Raw genomic sequence first — 21,672 nt, 5'->3', positions numbered from 1 at the left:
AAACGGATTGCAAAACTACAACCTTTATTTGATAACTTCCAAATTTATTTTTGATAAATTTTTAGTATTTTCTAATGTTTAAAAGAACGTTTCTGTTTTTCAACGGTGCAAAGATACCCCCTACTTTTGCGACTTTCCTAATTAATTTCAACCTTTTTTTATTGTTACTTTTTAGATACTTTATTGTTAAGTGGTTAGAATATAATTTTAACATTTGGAGATTATAATGAAGTTTAAAAACGAAGACAGATATATCTTTAATTAAGGTTTTGAAGTGCGTTAGGGATTGCAGCGGTTAGCCTTTTGTGGCTTTAATGCCACAAAAGCTATGAGCAAAAAGCCCGACCCGCCCATTAAAAGGCGGGTAACGCCCAAGCGAGAAGCAAAAAAAAAAAAGTGATTCTAACCGAACCACTCCTTTTATTATTTCTCTATCTCTTTTAAAGATTCCATTTTTTTGTTTGCGAGGAATCCTTTAATGTCTTCAAAATGTTCTTTTACGCGTTTGTTTCCAAACTCGAAAACTTTTTCAGCCAAGCCATCCAAGAAATCACGATCGTGCGAAACCAAAATCAATGTTCCATCGAAATCACGTAAGGCATCTTTAATAATGTCTTTGGTTTTTAAATCTAAATGGTTTGACGGCTCATCTAAAATCAACAAATTAACAGGTTCTAACAACAATTTAATCATTGCCAAACGTGTTTTTTCACCACCTGAAAGTACTTTAACCTTCTTTTGAATATCATCGCCATGAAACATGAACGCACCTAAAATATTTTTTATTTGCGTACGAACATCGCCCACCGCAATTCTGTCTATCGTCTCAAAAATAGTCGCATTTTCATCTAATAACGCTGCCTGGTTTTGAGCGAAATATCCGATCTGAGCATTGTGACCAACTTCAACCGAACCACCATTAATTTCGATTTCTTTCATAATGGCTTTAATCATGGTTGATTTACCTTCGCCATTTTTACCAACGAAAGCTACTTTTTGTCCACGTTCGATTACCAGATTGGCATCTTTAAAAATTAATTTATCATCGTACGATTTTTCAAGATCTTTCACAATTACCGGATACTGACCCGAACGAACCGATGGCGGAAATTTCAACTTTAAAGCCGAATTATCCACTTCATCAACTTCGATAGGAACAATTTTTTCTAACATACGAACACGCGACTGAACGGCATCGGTTTTAGAAAAAGTTCCACGAAAACGATCAATAAACGCCTGATTGTCTGCAATAAATTTTTGTTGCTCATCGTAGGCTTTTTGTTGATGCACACGACGATCTTTACGCAATTCTAAATAATGAGAATATTTTGCTTTGTAATCGTAAATTCTTCCCATAGTAACTTCGATTGTTCTGTTGGTAATGTTATCAACAAACGCTCTATCGTGCGAAATTACCATTACGGCTTTTGCCTGATTGATTAAGAAATCTTCCAGCCATTCAATACTGTCCATATCCAAGTGGTTGGTTGGCTCATCTAACAGAATCAAATCGGGTTTTGTCAATAAGATTTTTGCCAATTCGATACGCATTCTCCATCCGCCCGAAAATTCTTTGGTTGGGCGATTGAAATCTTCTCTTTCAAAACCTAAACCTTTTAAGATTTTCTCCACTTCGGCTTCGTAATTTACTTCTTCGATCGAATAATATTTTTCAGATAATTCTGAAACTTTTTCGATCAATTTCATGTATTCGTCGCTTTCGTAATCGGTACGAACGGTTAACTGCTCGTTAATATCGTCGATTTCTTTCTTCATATTTAAAACCGATGAAAACGCTTTTGAAGTTTCTTCAAGAACCGTGCAATTGTCTTCGGTTAATAAATGCTGTGGCAAATATGCAATAACGGCATCGCTTGGAGCGGAAATATTTCCGCGTGTAGGCTTGTTTGCACCCGCCACAATTTTAAGTAAGGTAGATTTTCCCGCACCATTTTTACCCATAAGGGCAATTTTATCGGTTTCATTAATGGCGAAAGTTACTTCGCTGAAAAGTGTTGTTCCGCCAAATTCTACGGCAATATCGTTTACTGTAATCATTTTATAAAAATAAGTTGTGCAAAGATAAAATAAGATGTGATAAAAAAAAGCTAACGGTTTGTTAGCTTTGAAATTTATTGTGTTATGATTTGTTTAGGAAGTATTTTGAGTTGATTATATTTAAAAAATTATTTGCTATATTCTATTTGAAATGCAACAGAACTAGAATAAGAATGATATACTTGAGATGGAAAATTATCTTTGTTATAACTATAAGTAAAATGTTCATCATTCCAGGCGTTAGACACATAATCAACATTAACAACATTATTTGAGTAATTGTAGTTAATTGAGGAATGTATATAGTAAGCAGCTATGTATGCTTTAGCCCAATATGGAAGTTTAACATTTTTAAAGATACCATTTTTATTATCATGTTTAAGATTGGCTTGATGTCCATTATTATTAAAAAAAATAATGTTACCGTTAGAATCATTATTAAAAATTCTATTAAATGTGGTAGAGTATGATTTAATTTCTAAAAGACTTCCTTGATTATCAATTATATACTTTTCTTCATACTTTTTATTTGATGAATTTCTTGTAATAAAAACTGTATCTTTTGAATAATTAAAATCAACTGTATAGGATTCGTTAACACCAAGTTTTTTAACAAACTTTAGTGTATCACCAGAATACTCAAAATCCGTTTTCTCGTAAAGAGATCCTTTTCTTTTTTTTGTTATTTGAGTAAACCTATCGTCGTTATTATATTTAAATTCAATTATATCATCTCCTGTTGTGATTTTTACAGGAAGATTTGCTGTAGTAGTATTACCGCCACCCCCATTGTTACCACCACCGTTGTTACCACCACCGTTGTTACCACCACCGTTGTTTCCTCCTCCATTATTACCACCCCCGTTGTTACCACCACCGCTTGGTGCAACATTATCATCTCCATAATTTGCGCAACTTTGCAGATTCATAAGACTGCATGCTATAAAAGCAACAAGTAAAAGTTTTTTCATTGGTTATAAATTTAAAATTATGATAAAATTAACTTTTTTTAAAAAGTACGCAAACTAAGTTCATGTTAATTTATTAATCCGCTATCAAATAGATCAAAACAAAGCGGCACTTATACAAATTCAATCTTTTACAATTATATGCCATCAATTTTCATTAACTTTGCCTATTAGATTGAAAAAATTATGGAATCGGTTTTAGACACAAGCAAACCGGCTACTGGTAAACCTAAATGGTTACGTGTAAAATTACCAACCGGCAAAAAATATACAGAATTAAGGGGGTTAGTAGATAAATACAAGCTTCACACTATTTGTACATCGGGAAGCTGCCCTAATATGGGTGAATGCTGGGGCGAAGGTACTGCTACTTTTATGATTTTAGGAAACATCTGTACGCGTTCTTGCGGATTTTGCGGTGTAAAAACCGGTCGTCCTGAAACGGTAGATTGGGATGAGCCTGAAAAAGTTGCCCGTTCTATAAAGTTAATGAATATTAAACACGCGGTTTTAACTTCTGTTGATCGTGATGATTTAAAAGACGGTGGTTCAATTATTTGGGCTGAAACTATTAAAGCAGTTCGCAGAATGAGTCCGGGAACTACAATGGAAACATTAATTCCTGATTTTCAAGGTATCGAAAGAAATATCGACCGTATTTTAGAAGTTGCTCCCGAAGTGATTTCGCACAATATGGAAACCGTTCGCAGATTAACCCGCGAAGTGCGTATTCAGGCAAAATATGATCGTAGTTTGGAAGTTTTACGTTACTTAAAAGCAAACGGAGCTAAAAGAACTAAATCAGGCATTATGCTTGGTTTGGGCGAAACCGAAGAAGAAGTTATACAAACCATGCACGATTTACGAAATGTTGGTTTAGATGTTTTAACAATTGGGCAGTACTTGCAGCCAAGTAAAAAGCATTTGCCTGTAAAGGAGTTCATTACGCCAGATCAATTCAAAAAATACGAAGAAATAGGTTTAAATCTTGGTTTCCGCCATGTAGAAAGTGGTGCCTTGGTTAGATCTTCTTACAAAGCACAAAAACATATTTTATAGTCGAAAGTCTTCAAGTCGAAAGTCAAACGTCAGTTCGAGCGTAGTCGAGAACTTTTAATAATTTAGAAACACTTATATAATGAAAACAAAACACATCTTAATTATTTTAGCAATTGGCTTTTTTATAATTTTAATTGGAGCTGTTTTAAAGATTATCCACATGGAAATTGGACCTTTAAATGGAAATAGTATGTTAACAATGGGTATGTTTGTTGAAGTTATTGGTGGAATTTTACTTATATATAAATTGATTACCGCTAAAAAGTCAAATGATTTTTTAAACTCCTAATACAACAGGAAATTTGAAACCTGAACAAAAAATAAAAATCGCTATTAACGGATTTGGTCGCATTGGTCGAAACCTTTTCCGTTTACTGATTCATCATCCGCAGATAGAGGTTGTTGCCATTAACGATTTAGCCGATACCGCAACAATGGCGCATTTGTTAAAGTACGACAGTGTGCATGGAAAATTATCGGAAACTATTTCGCATGACCAAGATCATATAATTGTAAATGAAACCAAAATTACGTTTCTGCACGAAAAAGACATTACAAAATTAAATTGGAAACCTTTTGATCTTGATTTTGTCATTGAAGCTACCGGAAAACATAAGACAGCAGATTTATTGCAGCATCATATAAAAAACGGAGCAAAACGAGTAATTCTTTCGGTTCCGCCCGACGATAACGAAATAAAAACAGTTGTTTTAGGTGTAAACGAACATATTTTAGACGGATCTGAATTAATTGTGTCTAACGCCAGTTGTACAACCAACAACGCTGCTCCTATGATCCAAGTTATTAAAGATTTATGTGGATTAGACAAGGCGTTTATTACCACTGTACATTCTTACACCACCGATCAAAGTTTACACGATCAGCCACATAAAGATTTACGCAGGGCACGTGGCGCAGCACAATCGATCATTCCAACAACAACAGGCGCAGCGAAAGCATTGACTAAAATTTTCCCAGAATTTGAAGGAAAAATTGGCGGAGGTGGTATTCGCGTACCTGTTCCCGATGGATCTTTAACCGATATTACCTGTTATGTTAACCGAGATGTAACCGAAAAAGAAATCAATCAGGCCTTCAAAAAAGCCTCAGAAAATGGTTTGAAAGGAATTATTGAATATACCGAAGATCCTATTGTTTCTGTTGATGTTATTGGAAATACACATTCTTGTTTGTTTGATGCCCAACTGACTGTAGTTTTGGGTAGAATGGTAAAAGTTGTGGGTTGGTATGATAACGAAATTGGATATTCTTCTCGATTGATTGATTTGATTCAGTTTATACAAAATAATAAACAGAATTGATATATTTGCCAAAATTTATAACATATACTCCATGAAAACATTAGACAAATTAATGGCACGCAGCGGCAATCAGTGCGAATTATGTGCAGCAACAGAGAATTTATCAATTTACGATGTTCCGCCAACAGCAAGTAATTTATCAGATCGAGAAATTTTAGCTTGCGAAACTTGTTTAAATCAAATTGAAAAGAAAGAAGAATTAAATGCAGGTCACTGGCAATCTTTGTCAACTTCTATGTGGAACGAAAATCTTCCGGTACAAGTTGTAAGCTGGCGAATGCTTAACCGTTTTAGAAACGAAAGTTGGGCTGCCGATTTGCTTGATATGATGTATTTAGATGATGAAACATTAGATTGGGCTAAACAAACCGGAGATCACGAAGGCGATGGTAGTATTGATTTACATAAAGATTGCAACGGTAATATTTTAATTGGTGGCGATACCGTAACATTAATTAAAGATTTAGATGTAAAAGGATCTACTTTAAACGCAAAAATTGGTACTGCGGTAAGAAATATTCGTTTGGTTCATGATAATACCGAGCAAATAGAAGGAAAAATTGATGGTCAGCAGATTGTAATTCTTACGAAATATGTAAAAAAGCAGAATTAAACTCGCTTCAAATTTAATATTTAAAGGCTCTACTGTTAAAGTAGCGCCTTTTTTATTTCTTAACATTTTTTGGCACGCACTTTGAAAATCACCTTATAACAACAATTATCAATTCTTTAAAACCAATTTGTTATGAAAACGTTATTCACTTTAGCACTTTTAGCCCTAACAACAATTGCAAGTGCGCAGCCAGGACACCATAAAGGTATCCAAAAACATAAAAAACAGCACAAAAAACATTACGCGCACAAACATCATAGAGATAACGACCGCAATTACCGCCACAACCAAAGAAGAGTTGTTAGATATGATGACCGCAGAGATTACCATTATCATGTAGATCGTGAAATGAGCCGATACGATTTTTTAAGATTATCGCGTGCACAAAGATCTCAATTACAGGTTTCGTTAAACTTTATGGTAAACAACAACTATGGTCCGCGTGATTACGAACGCAGGTTACGCAGAGATTTGGGAACCATTTTAACCCGCGATCAGTTTGGAATGTGGGAACGCAGAGCCTACACTGGCGGTGGAAATACGTTTGTATTTAATTTCAACAGATAATTTCAATAAATCTAATCCAATAAATGAGAAAACCTCCGAATTGATTATTCAAAACGGAGGTTTTTCTGTATAAATAAATATAAAATTATCTTGTAAACAATAATTCGCGGTATTTAGTCAACGTCCATAATTCATTATCAACCATTAACTCTAATTTATCTGCGTGGTAACGAATTTCGTCGAAATATGGTTTTACGTTATCGCAATAAGCATGCGCCATTTTTTCAACCGATTCTAAAGCATTTGCTTCTTTACGAGCATCCATCATAGCGTGTAATTTCGCATTAAGCTCATTCACATGCATTGACGTTTTCTTTAAAATTAAGATTTGCTCTGTAGCATATTCTTCATAATCTTTACCAAAAATTTCTTTTAAACCTTTAACATTTTCAATTAACAAGTTTTGGTATTTAAAAGCGGTAGGTATAATATGGTTACGAACAATATCACCTAAAACACGACCTTCAATCTGAATTTTCTTAATATAATCTTCCAATTCAATTTCGTAACGCGATTCTACTTCGATATGATTCATTACGTTTAATTCGCCAAATAAATCGAAAGCTTTTTTAGAAACTTTTGCTTTTAATGCAGCCGGAGTTGTTTTATGGTTTGACAATCCACGGCGCGCCGCTTCTTCTTCCCATTCTTTACTGTATCCGTCGCCTTCAAACAAAATATCTTTGGTTTCTTTGATATATTCACGCAATACGTTGAAAATCGCTTCGTCTTTTTTCAATCCGTCTTTTTCAACCAATGCTTCTACTTCTTTTTTAAAATCGATCAACTGTTTTGCAACGATCGAGTTTAAAGTAGTCATTGATGTAGCACAGTTAGCTGTAGATCCAACGGCACGAAATTCGAATTTATTTCCTGTAAACGCAAATGGCGATGTACGGTTACGATCGGTATTATCTAACAAAACGTCTGGAATTTTACCAACTACGTTTAATTTTAAATCGGTTTTTTCTTCAGGCGATAATTTTCCTGTTGATACACCTTCTAATTCTTCTAATACTTTGGTTAATTGCTGACCAATAAATATTGATATAATTGCAGGCGGTGCTTCGTTTGCTCCTAAACGGTGGTCGTTTGATGCCGATGCAATAGAGGCGCGCAATAATTCTTCGTAGTTTGAAACCGCTTTAATGGTATTGATAAAGAAGGTTAAAAACTGTAAGTTGCTGTTTGGTGTTTTGCCTGGTGCTAATAAATTGATACCAGTATCAGTAGCTAACGACCAGTTGTTGTGTTTACCCGAACCGTTTACGCCTTTGAATGGCTTTTCGTGGAATAACACTTTAAAGTGGTGACGCTCGCCAACTTTTTGCATCACATCCATTAATAAGGAGTTGTGATCTACCGCTAAATTAGTCTCTTCGAAAATTGGAGCTAATTCAAATTGATTTGGAGCAACTTCGTTATGACGTGTTTTTACCGGAATTCCCAATAACATACATTCGTTTTCTAAATCGCGCATGTAGTTTAAAACTCTTGTTGGGATCGATCCAAAATAATGATCTTCTAATTGTTGTCCTTTAGCCGAAACGTGACCTAATAATGTTCTACCCGTTTGTAAAATATCAGGGCGAGATGCTGCCAATGCATCATCAATTAAGAAATATTCTTGTTCCCAACCTAAAGTCGGAGTTACTTTTTTAACGTTTTTATCGAAGAATCTAGCAACTTCTGTAGCAGCATCATCAATTGCAGACAATGCTCTTAATAAAGGCGCTTTATTATCTAATGCTTCACCTGTGTACGATACAAATACGGTTGGAATACATAATGTTGTTCCAAAAATAAATGCTGGTGATGTAGGATCCCAAGCAGTATAACCACGAGCTTCGAATGTGTTTCTGATTCCTCCGTTTGGAAAAGAAGATGCATCTGGTTCTTGTTGAACCAATAATGACCCACTAAATTTTTCTACAGGATCTGAACCATCAAAAGAAGTTTCAAAAAAGGCATCATGTTTCTCTGCAGTAGTTCCTGTTAAAGGCTGAAACCAGTGTGTATAATGTGTTACACCTTTGCTCATTGCCCATTCTTTCATACCTAAAGCTATATAGTCTGCCATTCTACGATCAATTTTTACACCTTGATCTATTGCAGAACGAACTGCTTTGTAAGCTTCTGGAGTTAAATGCTGGCGCATTGATTTATCATTAAATACATTGCTACCGAATATTTCTGATTTTTTACCAATTTCAGAAACCGCTACCGGCGGACGGTTACTTGCTGCTTTTAAAGCTTCGAAACGAAAAGTTGCCATAATTTTTTGTATTGTGTAGTTATACCATGCAAAAATAAATAAAAAATTCAATAAAAATAAAAACACCCCCTAAATTTTAGGGGGTGTTTAAAAAAAACATTTAATTATTTTTTTAAAGTCATTGTTTTAATAGGGGCATTCTCTAAACCTAATGCTGATATGGTAGCATTGTAATCGCTAAAATTCATTTTTTGTTGGAAACCACCTGGTACTACAACAACTCTGAATGTTTGGCGGTAAACAAACTCATTATATTCTGCACTTGACAATTCTGCTACAGGAAAATTAGCCGAAAAATATACTTTTACATCGTAACGTGTAAAATCATAATCATATTTTACAAGATCATTTCCTCCTAAATTATATGAAACTGGAACCAATGTCCAAGAATTCCCTTGCCATCTGTAAAGTAACACATTATCACTGTTATAAATTGGTTTTGTAAAATTCCAAGTTGCAGAATAAGTATAAGCATCTTCTTGTGTGCTTAAAGTTTCGTTTGGTAATTCAAAAACTTGTGAATATCCTTCGTTATAGTTCTCATCGTAATATTCTTCAATAGTACAGCTTTGTAAAGCTGTTAAACTTATGAATGCTGTTAAAAGTAGTGCTATTTTTTTCATGATGTATTGTTGTTATGTGTTAAATAATCTTTTATATTAATCTTCATTTCATTAATCGTGCCAAAAAAATATCTTTCTAAATATTTTTGTAATTTTGTTTGAAACTTTGGTAAAATTATGAAAAATATTTTCTTTAAAGGTCAGGTATTATGGAGTATGATTGATGCAAACCGACATTTACGTCATTCTGCTTACAGTGATTTATGTACACAAGCTCGTAATAATTTAATGATTCATATAGGTTTATCGGTAAATGAATGTGCCAAATATGGCATTGCTCCTATTCTTTTTAGGGAAGAAACTATTTTTCACAGAGAAATTAAAATGGATGAAAAAATTTCTGTAGCTGTTGAAATGACGAAACACACCATTACCAACAATCGTTTTTCGATCACTCATTTTGTTTATAAAGCCGATGGTACCAAAAGTGCAACGGTTAACGTAGATGGCGCTTGGTTTGACCTAAAAACAAGAAAGCTGACCATCTTGCCTGAAAACATTGTTAAGCTGATTAGCCAAATTCCTAAAAATGAAAATTATATTGAGGAATAAAAAATCGAACGTTACGTTCGATTTTTTATTCTTTATTCAGCTAAATTTTTTACAAAAACTTCTATTACTTCATCTTCTGTCCCATCGCCATTAACATCGATCATTCGTTTTAATTTCAACTGATCTGCAGATTTCTCAACGATTTCTCCACCTTGAAAAAAGTTAGATCCGTGAAACTTTAATTCATTGTTAATGACGGTATACGAACCATAAAACTTTTGCAACGGACATGGTGGTGCAGGTGTAGTTTTTGCTTCTACATCGTTTTCTACATAGTCAACAATTTCAAATGAATTAAATTCGTTTAACTGCAAATAATCTCTTCCACAGTTCGAATTTTCCTGATACGGTGTGCTTTCGCCATTAATGATTACTACTTGCGGATACCATTTTCCAACCAAAACATCAACCTGATTGTCGTCATCATTACACCCAACAAATGCCAATACCAAAAATAAAGTAACAATAATTTTTTTCATATATCTCTAAATTGAAACTCCTAAATAATTACTTGGAGTAATTTGCTTTAATTCATTTTTAACCTCAACCGAAACATTTAATGTATCAATAAAAGCATGAATTGATTTTTGATTGATTACATCGTTGGTACGTGTTAAATCTTTCAAAGCTTCGTAAGGATTTGGGTAAGCTTCGCGACGTAAAATGGTTTGAATTGCTTCTGCAACAACCGCCCAGTTGTTTTCTAAATCGCTTGCAAACTTGGTTTCATTCAACAATAATTTGTTCAAACCTTTTAAAGTTGCTTCAAATGCAATAACGGTATGCCCAAATGGTACACCGATGTTTCTTAAAACCGTACTATCAGTTAAATCGCGCTGTAAACGAGAAATAGGTAATTTTGCCGATAAATGTTCTAAAATTGCATTGGCAATACCTAAGTTTCCTTCAGAATTTTCAAAATCGATCGGGTTAACTTTATGTGGCATTGCAGATGATCCAACTTCGCCAGCCTTTATTTTCTGTTTGAAATATTCCATTGAAACATACGTCCAAACATCGCGGTCTAAATCAATAATTATATTGTTAATGCGCTTTAAAGCATCACAAAAAGCGGCAAAATGATCGTAATGTTCAATTTGTGTTGTAGGGAATGAATGTTTCAAGCCCAGAACTCCTTCAACAAAATTTTTACCAAAAACTCTCCAATCATTTTGTGGATACGCAACTTTATGTGCATTGAAATTTCCTGTTGCGCCACCAAATTTAGCTGCAAACGGAATGTTGTTCAACAAACGCAACTGCTCTTCTAAACGAACAACAAAAACCAGAATTTCTTTTCCTAAACGCGTTGGCGATGCAGGTTGCCCGTGCGTACGCGCCAGCATTGGAATATCTTTCCATTCAACACTTAACTCTTTTAACTTGTTAACCAATTGGATAAAAGTTGGCATGTACACCTTTTCAAAAGCGTGCTTTGTTGATAAAGGTATCGCGGTATTGTTGATGTCTTGAGAGGTTAAACCAAAATGAATAAACTCTTTATATTCTTGTAAACCTAATTGATCGAATTTATGCTTTATAAAATATTCAACAGCCTTAACATCGTGATTGGTTGTTTTTTCGGTGTTTTTGATCCAAAGCGCATCTTCTGTAGAAAAATTGTTATAAATTTTTCGCAATTCAGAAAACAAATCTTTAGATACGTTTGCAACCTGTGGCAATGGCAATTCGCACAAAGCAATAAAATATTCAATTTCTACTAAAACGCGATATTTTATAAGGGCTTCTTCCGAAAAATAATCTGCTAATGGAGCTGTTTTTGATCTATATCTACCATCGATAGGTGAAATAGCATTTAATTCTGTTAACATAAATAGTTGCAATATTTTTAAGGTAACAAATATACTGAGGTTTTACAGTTTAAAAAAACTTATTTTATTTTGAAGGCATAAAAAAAGAAGCATTTCTGCTTCTTTTCTTCTTTATGATCTACTCCATTCCAAAATAGAGTTTCTATTCATTTTTACATAATCTTCGTTTCCTGCTTTTTCTGAAGCTTCTAACGATTTTTTAGCTGTTTCTACCGCACCTTTTTTATCACCGTTTGCCGCCTGAATTAAAGACTTTTGACGCAACATATAAAAAGGAGCTTCGCCGTTTTGCATATCAATTGATTTATTTACATAATCTAAAGCCTTTTTAACATCGGTTTTTGTAGTAAACAAATAAACACCCGCAGCATAATAATCTGCAGCTTTAGAGTTTTCGTTAATGTTAGAATTAATGCTTTCCATTGCTATTTTGTGCGTTGGTACTTTAAACGGAATGTGCACTATTGTTTTTTCCCATGAAATATCAATTGTTCCTTGCTCGTTGTTTTGTGGTGTAACATCAATTGTAAAATACTCCACATCTTTAGTTAATGTTTCAGGTTTTACAGATGTTTTTACAACCACATCGCTATCGTTCCATTTTTGAGGCAATCCCCAATTATCGGTAGTTTTGTAAATAATTACATCCCAAGATTCTGCTTTTGGCAAAGTGAATAATGAATATTTACCTGCTGGTAATTTTTCACCGTTTATTTCGATATCTGTATCAATTTCAATAACAGTATTTTGATTTGCACCTGTTCTCCACATTTTTCCGTAAGGAACTAAATCTCCAAAAACCAAACGACCTTTTTTAGCCGGACGGAAATAATCTACACTAACATTTGTTAAACCAACCGCTTGTTCCACTTCAGCTTTTAAACTAGCCTGTGGTGTTTTAATTTGTGCATTTACTTGCATTGCTACAAATAATGTAGCTGCTAATAATAACTTTTTCATTTTTAATTATTTTGAATAGTTTGTAATTCCTTTTTTTAACCAATTTTCATATTCTGAAACTTCTGGTGTGTAACCAACCGGCGTATTTAACGAATTTCCATCGTTATCTAAAACAATATAATAAGGTTGCGCATTTGCCTGATATTTTTCAATTTGAAAATCACTCCACTTATTACCTACCGATTTTATTTTCTTGCCTGTTGTTTTAGAAATGTATTGTTCAGCTTCTGGCAATTCCTTCTTCTCATCAACGTATAAAGATATTAAAACTACATCGTTGTTTAAAATATTTAACACATTGGTTTCAGACCAAACATGTTCTTCCATTTTTCGACAGTTAACGCATGCATGTCCTGTAAAATCTAACAAAACTGGTTTGTTGATCTCTTTTGCGTAAGCCATACCTTTATCATAATCTGTAAAAGTGATGATTCCTTGCGGACCTTCTTTTGCACCGTCTGGAATTTCACTTAAAGATGATGTTCCTCCTTTAGAATTTCCTACACCATACGGACTTTCAGCATACGTCATTGGTGGTGGGAAACCTGAAATTAATTTTAACGGTGCTCCCCATAATCCCGGAACTAAATAAATGGTAAAAGTTGATACCAGCAATGCCATGAATAGTCTGCCTACCGATATTTTATCGATTTTAGAATCGTGTGGCAACTGAATTTTTCCAAATAAATAAATTGCCCATGCTCCAAAAATAGCGATCCATATTGCCAAGAATACTTCGCGTTCTATCCAATGTGCTTGCAAAACCAAATCGGCATTCGATAAAAATTTGAAAGCCAAGGCTAATTCTAAAAATCCTAATGAAACTTTTACAGTGTTCATCCATCCACCAGAACGCGGCATAGAATTTAACCAGCCCGGGAACATTGCGAACAACATAAATGGTAATGCCAATGCTAATGAAAAACCTAACATACCAATTAACGGAGCTGTTCCACCTTTAGAAGCCGCTTCTACCAAGAGCGTTCCAACAATTGGTCCGGTACATGAAAAGGATACAATTGCCAACGCCAATGCCATAAAAAAGATGCCAATCATACCTCCTCTATCAGCTTGTTTATCAACTTTATTTGCCCATGAATTAGGCAACATAATTTCGAACGCTCCTAAAAATGATGATGCAAATATCACTAACAATGCAAAGAAAACAACATTAAACCAAACGTTTGTAGACAGTGCATTCAACGCATCGGCCCCAAAAACTTTGGTTACGATTAATCCTAGCAGTACATATATAATAATGATTGATAAACCGTAAATAATTGCGTTTTTAATTCCTTTAGCACGGGATTTACTTTGCTTGGTAAAGAAACTTACCGTCATTGGAATCATTGGAAAAACACACGGAGTTAACAATGCAGCAAAGCCCGAGAAAAATGCAATAATGAAGATTGACCATAAACCTTTTTGTTCTGATTTATCAACTTTTACGTCTTCTGTTATGGGTTTGGTTTTAGCTAACGTATCGTTTGATGTTGTTGATGCAGCTGCAAAATCTTCAAAATTTAATACTTCCTTTGATGAAACCGTTGCTAAATCAAACACAAAATATTTAGTTTGATTAATACACATATCAATACAAGCCTGATAAAAAACTTCTAACTGAATTGTTTTAACTTCAGGATTTGTAATTTTTATGTTGTGTGTAAAATGTGCTTCTTTTGCAAAATAATATTCGTCTACTTCAAATACATCATTGAATTTTTTAGTGTACTCGCTTTCTTTTGCTTTACCTTGTGGCTCGTAATTACCTTGGGCATTGTTATAAAGAAATTCTAAAGGAAGCGGACCGCCTTCTGGTGTAAACTGCGAATACATGTGCCATTCGCCTTCAATTGCCGCATCTAATTTAATTTGATATTCTGTATCTGAAATTTTTTCGATACTTGTTTTCCATTTTACAGGATCTTGCACCTGCGAAAACCCCAAACTGGTTACAAATAAAACCAGTGCCGTGAGTAAATTTCTCATTTTTCTAAACTTATTTTATAATTTTTTTGATTGGCATTTGTTATTTTAAATCGATCGTCGGCACGTAAACCAACAATCCAGATTATTTTTCCGTCGCCATTTTCTAAAATCCAAGTATTCTCTTTTTGAATTTTAGATAGTTTTTCATCTTTAAAAAACTTTGACACTTTTTTCATTCCGCCCATTCCAAAAGGTCGAAAAACATCACCTGTTTTTTTTCGTCTTAAAACCAACGGCCATTGTAAAAGGTTCGAATTTACAAAAATAGTAGATAAGTTTGCGTTAAATTCCTCTTTTTCAACTTCTAATATATTCATAAAAAAAGGCAAGTTTAAAACATCTTCTTTGCTATTTATGGAATATATATCATTACTTGTTGACTTTTCTTTAAAAACAATCAATTTATTTCTATCTTTTAAAATTGTGAACTGATTGTTTTTTAACATTTTACCAGCTTCAGACGAACATATCTTTTCAATTTCATTAAGAGAATCAAAACCGTATCTCTTTAAAACATGTAGTAAATAGTATTTATTACTGTTGAAATTCTGCGCTTTATCTAAATCTATTTCCAGTTGATCTTCGTTCATCTTTACACATTCTTTCTCAAAAAAAACAACTGCATCGTTTGCTAAAAGTTGTGTTTGTTTTAAATGATGAAGTGTATTTTGAAACGATTTTAAAAATTCTGTATTTTCTTCTTTTAAGACCGGAAGCACCAAATGGCGCATTTTATTTCGCAAATATTTTGTTGTAGCGTTTGATTGATCTTCCCTCCACTCTACTCCATTTTCAGTAGCATAATTCAGAATTTTATTCCTAGAAAAATTCAACAGCGGTCGAATAATATTTTCGTTTCTTTCAGGAATTCCAACCAAACCATCAATTCCGGTTCCGCGTGTAAAATTGATCAAAAATGTTTCCGCCTGATCGTCTAAATTATGCGCTGTTGCAATGAACTGATAATTATGATCGATACAAATTTGTTTAAACCAATTGTACCTTAATTCACGCGCTGCAATTTGAATAGAAATTTTTCTGCGTTCAACAATCTGCATCGTATCAAATCGTTCAACAAAATAAGGAATGTTATTTTTTTTGCAAAAATTAGCGACCAATTCTTCATCTAAATCACTTTCTTTATCGCGTAACTGAAAATTACAATGAGTAACAGCAAAATCTAATTTTAAAAAATGACACAAATGCAACAACACCATACTATCCACTCCGCCGCTTATAGCCAATAAGGTTTTTCCATTCAATAATTCCGGAAAATTTTGGGCGATATATTGTTTAAATTGATCTAACATTGTTCTAAAACCTTTTGCATTGCTTGTGCTTTCAACAAACATTCGTTGTATTCGTCGGTAGCGTTTGCGTTTATTGTAATAGCACTACCCACACTGAACGATGCGTAATTTTCTTCTTGATTATATAAAATTGTGCGGATAACTACGTTAAAATCGAAATCGTTATTGGGTGTAAAATAACCAATAGCACCGCTGTACAGACCGCGTTTTGATTTTTCGACTTCTTCGATAATTTTCATTGCCGATAATTTTGGTGCGCCAGTCATGCTTCCCATTGGAAAGGTTGATTTAATTATATCGACTGGATTTTGATCTGCCGAAACTTCTGAAACAACCGTAGAAATCATTTGATGAACCTGTTTAAAAGTATAAATTCCAAACAATTCTTCGACTTGAACAGAAGCTTTTGTTGCAGTTTTTGATAGATCGTTTCGAACCAAATCAACAATCATCACGTTTTCGGACTGTTCTTTTTTATTTAAAGCTAAATTTTCTTTTAAAAGCAAATCTTCTTCGGCAGTAGCTCCACGTTTTGCTGTACCTTTAATGGGTTGCGAAATTATTTTTAAACCGTCTTTCTTTATATATCTTTCCGGTGACGCACTTAGTACAAAATGCTTATTGAACTTTGCAAAACAGGCAAAAGGCGGTTGCGAAATTTCGTTAAGTTTCCAAAATAAATCATTTGAATTCAATTGAACATTTTCTGCAAAAAACTCCATGCAATAGTTTGCTTCGTAAATATCGCCCCGTTGAATGTGATTGATTACTTTTTGAAATCCGTTTTCGTATTCATTAAACGTTAATTTACTTTGTACTTTAATTTTTTGTTGCTGATCTGCTTGTTTTATTTCGGTTGAAATTATCTGCTGAAAATCATCATCCATTTCATCATCACATATTCCCAAATATTCAAATCGAACCAAATCATCTTCGAAAAAAATGAGTTTCTTTGGCTGAAAAAATAATAAATCGGGAAAGTTCAATCCGTCAGAATTATTTGATTCCAACCGTTCCACATCGTTTTTTAAATCGTACGTTAAATAACCAAAAAGCCAATCATTAGTATTGTTTTGATATTCTTTTAACTGATCGAATGCATTAAAATAATCGGTCTGTAGTAGCGTAAAAGCGTCAAAAGCCAAAACAGCTTGGTGTGAACTGTATTTGGCTTTATAATTATTGGATTCTAAAAAAACAACTTCGCGAAACTGTTGTGCCCACTGAAGCATTTGTCTTTTAAAACCTGGAATATTTTCTATTTGATACGTTTTTGAAAACCGTTGCATTAACTTTTTAAAATTCTGTTTAGTTTAGTATCAATTTCCTGTAAGAAATCTTTATTTGTAATTTGCTGTGTTTCTTTATTGAAGTTTTCTGAGAAAGATGCAAAAGCATAGCTTTCATACACTTCGCACCCAAAACGTTCAATCATTTTCTGTAAACTTTCGTTCGCACCTAATCCACCACGTTTTCCGTTTGATGTACTTAAAATAAAGATCTTTTTTCCTTGCAAAAAACTTTTATCGGCACGTGACAACCAATCTATAATATTTTTAAAAAACGCCGATAAATTTCCGTTGTGTTCGTTTGTGGTTATGAAAATATGCTCAAAAGTATCGATTTGATCCTTTAAAGAAATAATGTCGTGTGGCGATTTAATTTCGCGTTCTAAATCTTCACTAAATAAAGGAATATCTAATGTTTTAAGATCAACAAACGTGTGCGTTACATTCAGTTCTTTTAAAACCGCTTTGGTTAACTGTTCGTTGATTGATTTTGATGAGTTACTGCCTACAAATACTAACATATATTATTTTAAAACGATTAATACTTAATTTCTACGTTTAATTGTCTGTTTTCTTTAACTGCGTTTTTGTCCATTATTGATCCAACGGTTACACCAAAAGCGACGCCAACAGGTAAACCTATAGCAAACAAACCAAAGTTTCCTAACAAGGTTCCGGCTAAAATACCTATTGGTATACCAAAAACGGTCATTCCAAGAGCTAACCAAAGCGTTCTGTAATAATTTTTAGGAACTAACTTTAAGTCTTTTTCGATCAGTCTTAAAATTGCAGTTTGCTTTTTCTTTATTACCTTTCTTAAATCGTTAGTAGTTAAAGAATTAGACGTATTGATTTCTTCAACTTCTTTATTGATTGTTTCTGCAATAGTATCAGGTAATGCTCTTTTTCTTAATTCGCTTAAAAGAACTTCAAACTGATTGTAAAGCTGATTTAATCTAATATCGCTTGCTAAATTTTTTACACCTCTTAATTTAATTATTGTCATAATTCAGATTAATCTTCTTCTTCAACAATTTCGTGGTTGCTTGAATAGTTTCGCCAACGTTCGATACATTGAACCATATCGGCAGGTACATCTGTATTAAAACGCATGAATTCTTTTTTAACAGGATGCATAAAACCTAATGTCTTCGCATGTAAAGCTTGTCGGGGTAACGTTTTAAAAGTGTTATCTACAAACTGTTTGTATTTTGTAAAAGTGGTTCCTTTTAGAATTCGGTTTCCACCATAACGTTCGTCATTAAATAAGGTATGCCCAATTGCTTTCATGTGTACGCGAATTTGGTGTGTTCTACCGGTTTCTAATTTACATGAAACCAAAGTTACATATCCTAAACGTTCAATCACCTTATAATGTGTAACTGCATATTTCGCTCCGGTTGAATCATCGGGAAACGATGCCATCTGCATACGATCTACCTTATGGCGACCAATGTAACTTTCAATAGTCCCTTCATCGTCCTGGACATTTCCCCAAACCAAGGCAACATATTCACGCTCGGTAGTTTTTTCGGCAAACTGTTTTTGCAGTTCGCTCATTGTCCAATCGGTTTTAGCAATAACAAGTAAACCTGTGGTATCTTTGTCGATTCTGTGCACCAAACCAGGACGTTCTGAGCTGTTTAAAGGTAAATTTTCAAAATGATACGCCAATGCGTTTACCAAAGTTCCAGTATAATTTCCGTGCCCCGGATGTACCACCAAACCTGCAGGTTTATTAATCACCAGTAAATCATCGTCTTCGTAAACAATATCCAACGGAATATCTTCTGGAATAATAATGTTTTCAAACGGAGGTTGTTCCATTAAAACGCGTACTACATCGTTTGCTTTTACTTTATGATTTGATTTTACAGGAACGTCGTTTACAAAAATATTTCCATTATCGGCTGCTTTCTGAATTTTGTTTCGGGTTGCGTTTTCAACCAAATTCATCAAGAATTTATCAACACGCAACGGCGATTGACCTTTACCAGCTTCAAAACGGTGGTGTTCGTATAATTCGTCTTCTAATATTGTGTTATCGTCTATCATCCATTAAAAAATTGAATCGATTGCTGGTGCGATGTCTTCATACATTTCACCTAACGAATCGGTTTCTGGCTTGTATCCTAACATACCATCGCCTACAATTAAATCGATTTTTGAGTTTTTGAGTACTTTATCACCCATTCTTAAAATTCTGCCGTCTTGTTCTATTCTTAAAACAACATCTTTGGCAAAATCTGGTTCGTATTTCACTTCTCCTTTTACCAAGCTTAAAGATTCTAAAATAGCGGTTGAATGACGCAAAGTTCTTCCTTCTAAGTTAGGCAAACGAATAGATGAGTATCCTTTGGCATTTATTTTTACATAAATTTTACGTCCTAGTTTAACAGCATCATTGGCTTTAGGTTCTTGTTCTGATATTGTTAGAGGTGGGTATTTTGGATTAAAATCAATAGTATCAATAATAATAATTTCGAAACCATTATCAGCAACAGCATCCATAGCCTTTTCAACCTTCATTTTAGTTAAATCGGGTACGGTTATTTCATTGCCGTGACGTGTATAGATATTTAAAAACTGTAAGCTTCCAAAAATAAGCAAACCAATAATTACAACCGCCCCTATTAACGAGAAAAAAAACTGTTTACTTTTTATGAATGATGTAAAACCCATAGAGTTATTTATTTTAGCAAAGTTATCAATTATGTAACGTGTATTTTTATAAATTTGTTTTAATGTAAAGTATTTACACCTTACAAAAATAAAATATAAAAATACATTATTAAATGAAAAATGTAGCAATTATTATGGGAGGATATTCTAGCGAGTATAAAATATCCTTAAAAAGCGGCGAAGTTGTTTATAATCATATAGATAGAACAAAATATAATTTATACAAAATACACATTTTAACAGAAGGTTGGTTTTATGTTGACGAACAAAACAATCGTTTTGTTGTGAATAAAAACGATTTTTCGGTAACAGTAAACAATGAAAAAATTACGTTTGATGTTGTTTTTAACGCTATTCACGGAACACCTGGCGAAGATGGATTGATACAAGCTTACCTTAAACTATTAAATATTCCGCAAACTTCGTGCGATTATTATCAATCGGCTTTAACATTCAACAAGCGTGATATGCTTTCTGTGTTGAAACCTTACGGAATTAAAACGGCTATTTCATATTACCTGAATCAAGGCGATGTTATTGCAGAAGATCAAATTATTCAGCGTGTTGGATTGCCTTGCTTTGTAAAGCCAAACAAATCGGGTTCTAGTTTTGGAATATCGATGGTAAAAGACAGTGAACAATTGTTACCTGCGATTGAAAAAGCGTATGCCGAAGACGATGAAATTATTATTGAAAGTTATTTAAAAGGAACTGAAGTTTCGGTTGGTGTTATAAAATATCAAAATGAAACCATTGTGTTGCCAATAACCGAAATTGTTACCGAAAACGACTTTTTTGATTACGAAGCGAAATACGAAGGAAAATCGAGCGAGATTACGCCTGCAAGAATATCAGAAGATGAAAAAGTAAAAGTAGAAGATGTTGCCAAGCGCATTTATACTATTTTAAAAATGGATGGTTTTTCACGATCGGAATTTATTTTGGTGAATGGTGAACCTTTTTTATTGGAAATGAATACCGTACCCGGTTTAACTACCGAAAGTATTTTACCTCAACAAGCGCGTGAAGCGGGTATTTCTTTAAACCAATTGTTTGACAACGCTATTGAATTAGCTTTAAACCGTACACATTTTTAATGAAAAAAGCAGTTTTTCCAGGTTCGTTTGATCCTATAACCAACGGACACGTAGATGTTATTACCCGCGCTTTGCCTTTGTTCGATGAAATTATCATTGCCATTGGTACCAATGCCGAGAAAAAATATATGTTTAGTTTAGAGGAGCGTAAACGTTTTATTGAAGAAACTTTTGCCAACGAACCTAAAGTGAAAGTTGATTTGTACCAAGGATTGACGATTGATTATTGCAAAGAACAAAAAGCCGATTTTTTATTGCGCGGTTTACGCAACCCTGCCGATTTTGAGTTTGAAAAAGCCATTGCACATGCCAACCGATTGGTTTCGGGTATTGAAACGGTTTTCTTGCTAACAGCTGTTGATACCTCGTTTATCAGCTCGAGTATTGTGCGCGATTTTATCCGTAATAATGGTGATTACAGTTTGTTGGTTCCAAAGGCGGTTAGGAAATAAATTATTAATCAAAAAACACATTTA

The 21,672-nt window shown here is 33.8% G+C and carries 22 protein-coding genes; 8 read left to right on the top strand and 14 right to left on the bottom strand.

Translation table 11 applies throughout. From position 1 onward, the window contains the following. Nucleotides 1-423: 423 nt before the first annotated feature. Nucleotides 424-2,058 (bottom strand): ABC-F family ATP-binding cassette domain-containing protein, encoded by a 1,635-nt coding sequence (locus tag EG242_RS08295; protein ID WP_124899426.1) that lies wholly within the window; start codon nt 2,056-2,058, stop codon nt 424-426. A 128-nt stretch (nt 2,059-2,186) separates the two neighbouring features. Next, nucleotides 2,187-3,029 carry a hypothetical protein gene (locus EG242_RS14935; RefSeq protein ID WP_124899425.1) on the bottom strand — a complete coding sequence of 281 codons (843 nt, stop codon included), beginning with the start codon at nt 3,027-3,029 and terminating at the stop codon, nt 2,187-2,189. Nucleotides 3,030-3,212: 183 nt separating this feature from the next. On the opposite strand from EG242_RS14935, the gene lipA reads away from it, so the two are divergent. The 5 genes from lipA (at nt 3,213) to EG242_RS08265 (ending at nt 6,587) form a co-directional block, all read left to right on the top strand. Next, nucleotides 3,213-4,085 (top strand): lipoyl synthase, encoded by an 873-nt coding sequence (gene lipA / locus EG242_RS08285; RefSeq protein WP_124899424.1) that lies wholly within the window; start codon nt 3,213-3,215, stop codon nt 4,083-4,085. A gap of 79 nt (nt 4,086-4,164) precedes the next feature. After that, nucleotides 4,165-4,374 (top strand): GldL-related protein, encoded by a 210-nt coding sequence (locus EG242_RS08280; protein WP_124899423.1) that lies wholly within the window; start codon nt 4,165-4,167, stop codon nt 4,372-4,374. Between the two features lie 13 nt (nt 4,375-4,387). Next, on the top strand, nt 4,388-5,407 hold the full coding sequence (gene gap / locus EG242_RS08275) for a type I glyceraldehyde-3-phosphate dehydrogenase (RefSeq protein WP_124899422.1): 1,020 nt from the start codon (nt 4,388-4,390) through the stop codon (nt 5,405-5,407). A gap of 31 nt (nt 5,408-5,438) precedes the next feature. Beyond that, nucleotides 5,439-6,020 (top strand): PhnA domain-containing protein, encoded by a 582-nt coding sequence (locus EG242_RS08270; RefSeq protein WP_124899421.1) that lies wholly within the window; start codon nt 5,439-5,441, stop codon nt 6,018-6,020. Between the two features lie 132 nt (nt 6,021-6,152). Then, complete coding sequence (locus tag EG242_RS08265; protein WP_124899420.1) at nt 6,153-6,587, top strand: hypothetical protein; 435 nt, start codon at nt 6,153-6,155, stop codon at nt 6,585-6,587. A gap of 85 nt (nt 6,588-6,672) precedes the next feature. Here the strand turns inward: EG242_RS08265 and EG242_RS08260 are convergent, their stop codons facing one another. Beyond that, a complete protein-coding gene (locus EG242_RS08260; RefSeq protein WP_124899419.1) occupies nt 6,673-8,862 on the bottom strand; it encodes a glutamine synthetase III family protein in 2,190 nt (729 codons plus the stop codon). Nucleotides 8,863-8,966: 104 nt separating this feature from the next. Next, complete coding sequence (locus EG242_RS08255; RefSeq protein WP_124899418.1) at nt 8,967-9,485, bottom strand: hypothetical protein; 519 nt, start codon at nt 9,483-9,485, stop codon at nt 8,967-8,969. A 117-nt stretch (nt 9,486-9,602) separates the two neighbouring features. Here EG242_RS08255 and EG242_RS08250 point away from each other — a divergent pair, with 117 nt between their 5' ends. Then, on the top strand, nt 9,603-10,037 hold the full coding sequence (locus EG242_RS08250) for an acyl-CoA thioesterase (RefSeq protein ID WP_124899417.1): 435 nt from the start codon (nt 9,603-9,605) through the stop codon (nt 10,035-10,037). A 32-nt stretch (nt 10,038-10,069) separates the two neighbouring features. Here the strand turns inward: EG242_RS08250 and EG242_RS08245 are convergent, their stop codons facing one another. The 10 genes from EG242_RS08245 to EG242_RS08200 all read right to left on the bottom strand — a co-directional run bounded on the left by EG242_RS08245 (nt 10,070) and on the right by EG242_RS08200 (nt 20,099). Next, nucleotides 10,070-10,516, bottom strand: a complete 447-nt coding sequence (locus EG242_RS08245; RefSeq protein WP_124899416.1) for a hypothetical protein — start codon at nt 10,514-10,516, stop codon at nt 10,070-10,072. A 6-nt stretch (nt 10,517-10,522) separates the two neighbouring features. Next, nucleotides 10,523-11,869 (bottom strand): adenylosuccinate lyase, encoded by a 1,347-nt coding sequence (purB, locus tag EG242_RS08240; RefSeq protein WP_124899415.1) that lies wholly within the window; start codon nt 11,867-11,869, stop codon nt 10,523-10,525. Nucleotides 11,870-11,980: 111 nt separating this feature from the next. Further along, complete coding sequence (locus EG242_RS08235; RefSeq protein ID WP_124899414.1) at nt 11,981-12,829, bottom strand: DUF2911 domain-containing protein; 849 nt, start codon at nt 12,827-12,829, stop codon at nt 11,981-11,983. Between the two features lie 6 nt (nt 12,830-12,835). Continuing rightward, nucleotides 12,836-14,818: a protein-disulfide reductase DsbD family protein gene (locus EG242_RS08230; protein WP_124899413.1), complete on the bottom strand. Its 1,983-nt coding sequence runs from the start codon at nt 14,816-14,818 to the stop codon at nt 12,836-12,838. Then, nucleotides 14,815-16,170 carry a tRNA lysidine(34) synthetase TilS gene (gene tilS, locus EG242_RS08225; protein WP_124899412.1) on the bottom strand — a complete coding sequence of 452 codons (1,356 nt, stop codon included), beginning with the start codon at nt 16,168-16,170 and terminating at the stop codon, nt 14,815-14,817. Before tilS ends, EG242_RS08230 begins: the two co-directional genes overlap by 4 nt. Then, nucleotides 16,122-17,417, bottom strand: a complete 1,296-nt coding sequence (locus tag EG242_RS08220) for an anthranilate synthase component I family protein (protein WP_124899411.1) — start codon at nt 17,415-17,417, stop codon at nt 16,122-16,124. Before EG242_RS08220 ends, tilS begins: the two co-directional genes overlap by 49 nt. Further along, a complete protein-coding gene (locus EG242_RS08215; protein ID WP_124899410.1) occupies nt 17,417-17,938 on the bottom strand; it encodes an NADPH-dependent FMN reductase in 522 nt (173 codons plus the stop codon). Before EG242_RS08215 ends, EG242_RS08220 begins: the two co-directional genes overlap by 1 nt. A gap of 17 nt (nt 17,939-17,955) precedes the next feature. Continuing rightward, nucleotides 17,956-18,423: a hypothetical protein gene (locus EG242_RS08210; protein ID WP_124899409.1), complete on the bottom strand. Its 468-nt coding sequence runs from the start codon at nt 18,421-18,423 to the stop codon at nt 17,956-17,958. Between the two features lie 8 nt (nt 18,424-18,431). Then, entirely contained in the window at nt 18,432-19,472 is a 1,041-nt protein-coding gene (locus EG242_RS08205; RefSeq protein ID WP_124899408.1) for an RluA family pseudouridine synthase, read from the bottom strand. 3 nt (nt 19,473-19,475) lie between these two features. Further along, nucleotides 19,476-20,099 (bottom strand): PASTA domain-containing protein, encoded by a 624-nt coding sequence (locus tag EG242_RS08200; RefSeq protein ID WP_124899407.1) that lies wholly within the window; start codon nt 20,097-20,099, stop codon nt 19,476-19,478. A 113-nt stretch (nt 20,100-20,212) separates the two neighbouring features. Between EG242_RS08200 and EG242_RS08195 the strand changes: the two genes are divergently transcribed. Continuing rightward, nucleotides 20,213-21,196, top strand: coding sequence for a D-alanine--D-alanine ligase (locus EG242_RS08195; RefSeq protein WP_124899406.1), 984 nt, complete (start codon nt 20,213-20,215; stop codon nt 21,194-21,196). Continuing rightward, nucleotides 21,196-21,648, top strand: coding sequence for a pantetheine-phosphate adenylyltransferase (gene coaD / locus EG242_RS08190; protein ID WP_124899405.1), 453 nt, complete (start codon nt 21,196-21,198; stop codon nt 21,646-21,648). The genes EG242_RS08195 and coaD overlap by 1 nt, the downstream gene beginning before the upstream one ends. Nucleotides 21,649-21,672: the final 24 nt, after the last annotated feature.

The sequence above is a fragment of the Paenimyroides viscosum genome, assembly GCF_003858535.1.
GTDB lineage: Bacteria > Bacteroidota > Bacteroidia > Flavobacteriales > Flavobacteriaceae > Flavobacterium > Flavobacterium viscosum.
The sequence above is the reverse complement of the archived record's forward strand: the minus strand, read 5'-3'. Positions and strand labels throughout refer to the sequence as shown.

Coding starts and splice junctions, on each gene's coding strand:
- EG242_RS08295 (WP_124899426.1), bottom strand. CDS start 2,058: ATGATTACAGTAAACGATATTGCCGTAGAATTTGGCGGAACAACACTT.
- EG242_RS14935 (WP_124899425.1), bottom strand. CDS start 3,029: ATGAAAAAACTTTTACTTGTTGCTTTTATAGCATGCAGTCTTATGAAT.
- lipA (WP_124899424.1), top strand. CDS start 3,213: ATGGAATCGGTTTTAGACACAAGCAAACCGGCTACTGGTAAACCTAAA.
- EG242_RS08280 (WP_124899423.1), top strand. CDS start 4,165: ATGAAAACAAAACACATCTTAATTATTTTAGCAATTGGCTTTTTTATA.
- EG242_RS08270 (WP_124899421.1), top strand. CDS start 5,439: ATGAAAACATTAGACAAATTAATGGCACGCAGCGGCAATCAGTGCGAA.
- EG242_RS08265 (WP_124899420.1), top strand. CDS start 6,153: ATGAAAACGTTATTCACTTTAGCACTTTTAGCCCTAACAACAATTGCA.
- EG242_RS08260 (WP_124899419.1), bottom strand. CDS start 8,862: ATGGCAACTTTTCGTTTCGAAGCTTTAAAAGCAGCAAGTAACCGTCCG.
- EG242_RS08255 (WP_124899418.1), bottom strand. CDS start 9,485: ATGAAAAAAATAGCACTACTTTTAACAGCATTCATAAGTTTAACAGCT.
- EG242_RS08250 (WP_124899417.1), top strand. CDS start 9,603: ATGAAAAATATTTTCTTTAAAGGTCAGGTATTATGGAGTATGATTGAT.
- EG242_RS08245 (WP_124899416.1), bottom strand. CDS start 10,516: ATGAAAAAAATTATTGTTACTTTATTTTTGGTATTGGCATTTGTTGGG.
- purB (WP_124899415.1), bottom strand. CDS start 11,869: ATGTTAACAGAATTAAATGCTATTTCACCTATCGATGGTAGATATAGA.
- EG242_RS08235 (WP_124899414.1), bottom strand. CDS start 12,829: ATGAAAAAGTTATTATTAGCAGCTACATTATTTGTAGCAATGCAAGTA.
- EG242_RS08230 (WP_124899413.1), bottom strand. CDS start 14,818: ATGAGAAATTTACTCACGGCACTGGTTTTATTTGTAACCAGTTTGGGG.
- tilS (WP_124899412.1), bottom strand. CDS start 16,170: ATGTTTGTTGAAAGCACAAGCAATGCAAAAGGTTTTAGAACAATGTTA.
- EG242_RS08220 (WP_124899411.1), bottom strand. CDS start 17,417: ATGCAACGGTTTTCAAAAACGTATCAAATAGAAAATATTCCAGGTTTT.
- EG242_RS08215 (WP_124899410.1), bottom strand. CDS start 17,938: ATGTTAGTATTTGTAGGCAGTAACTCATCAAAATCAATCAACGAACAG.
- EG242_RS08210 (WP_124899409.1), bottom strand. CDS start 18,423: ATGACAATAATTAAATTAAGAGGTGTAAAAAATTTAGCAAGCGATATT.
- EG242_RS08205 (WP_124899408.1), bottom strand. CDS start 19,472: ATGATAGACGATAACACAATATTAGAAGACGAATTATACGAACACCAC.
- EG242_RS08200 (WP_124899407.1), bottom strand. CDS start 20,099: ATGGGTTTTACATCATTCATAAAAAGTAAACAGTTTTTTTTCTCGTTA.
- EG242_RS08195 (WP_124899406.1), top strand. CDS start 20,213: ATGAAAAATGTAGCAATTATTATGGGAGGATATTCTAGCGAGTATAAA.
- coaD (WP_124899405.1), top strand. CDS start 21,196: ATGAAAAAAGCAGTTTTTCCAGGTTCGTTTGATCCTATAACCAACGGA.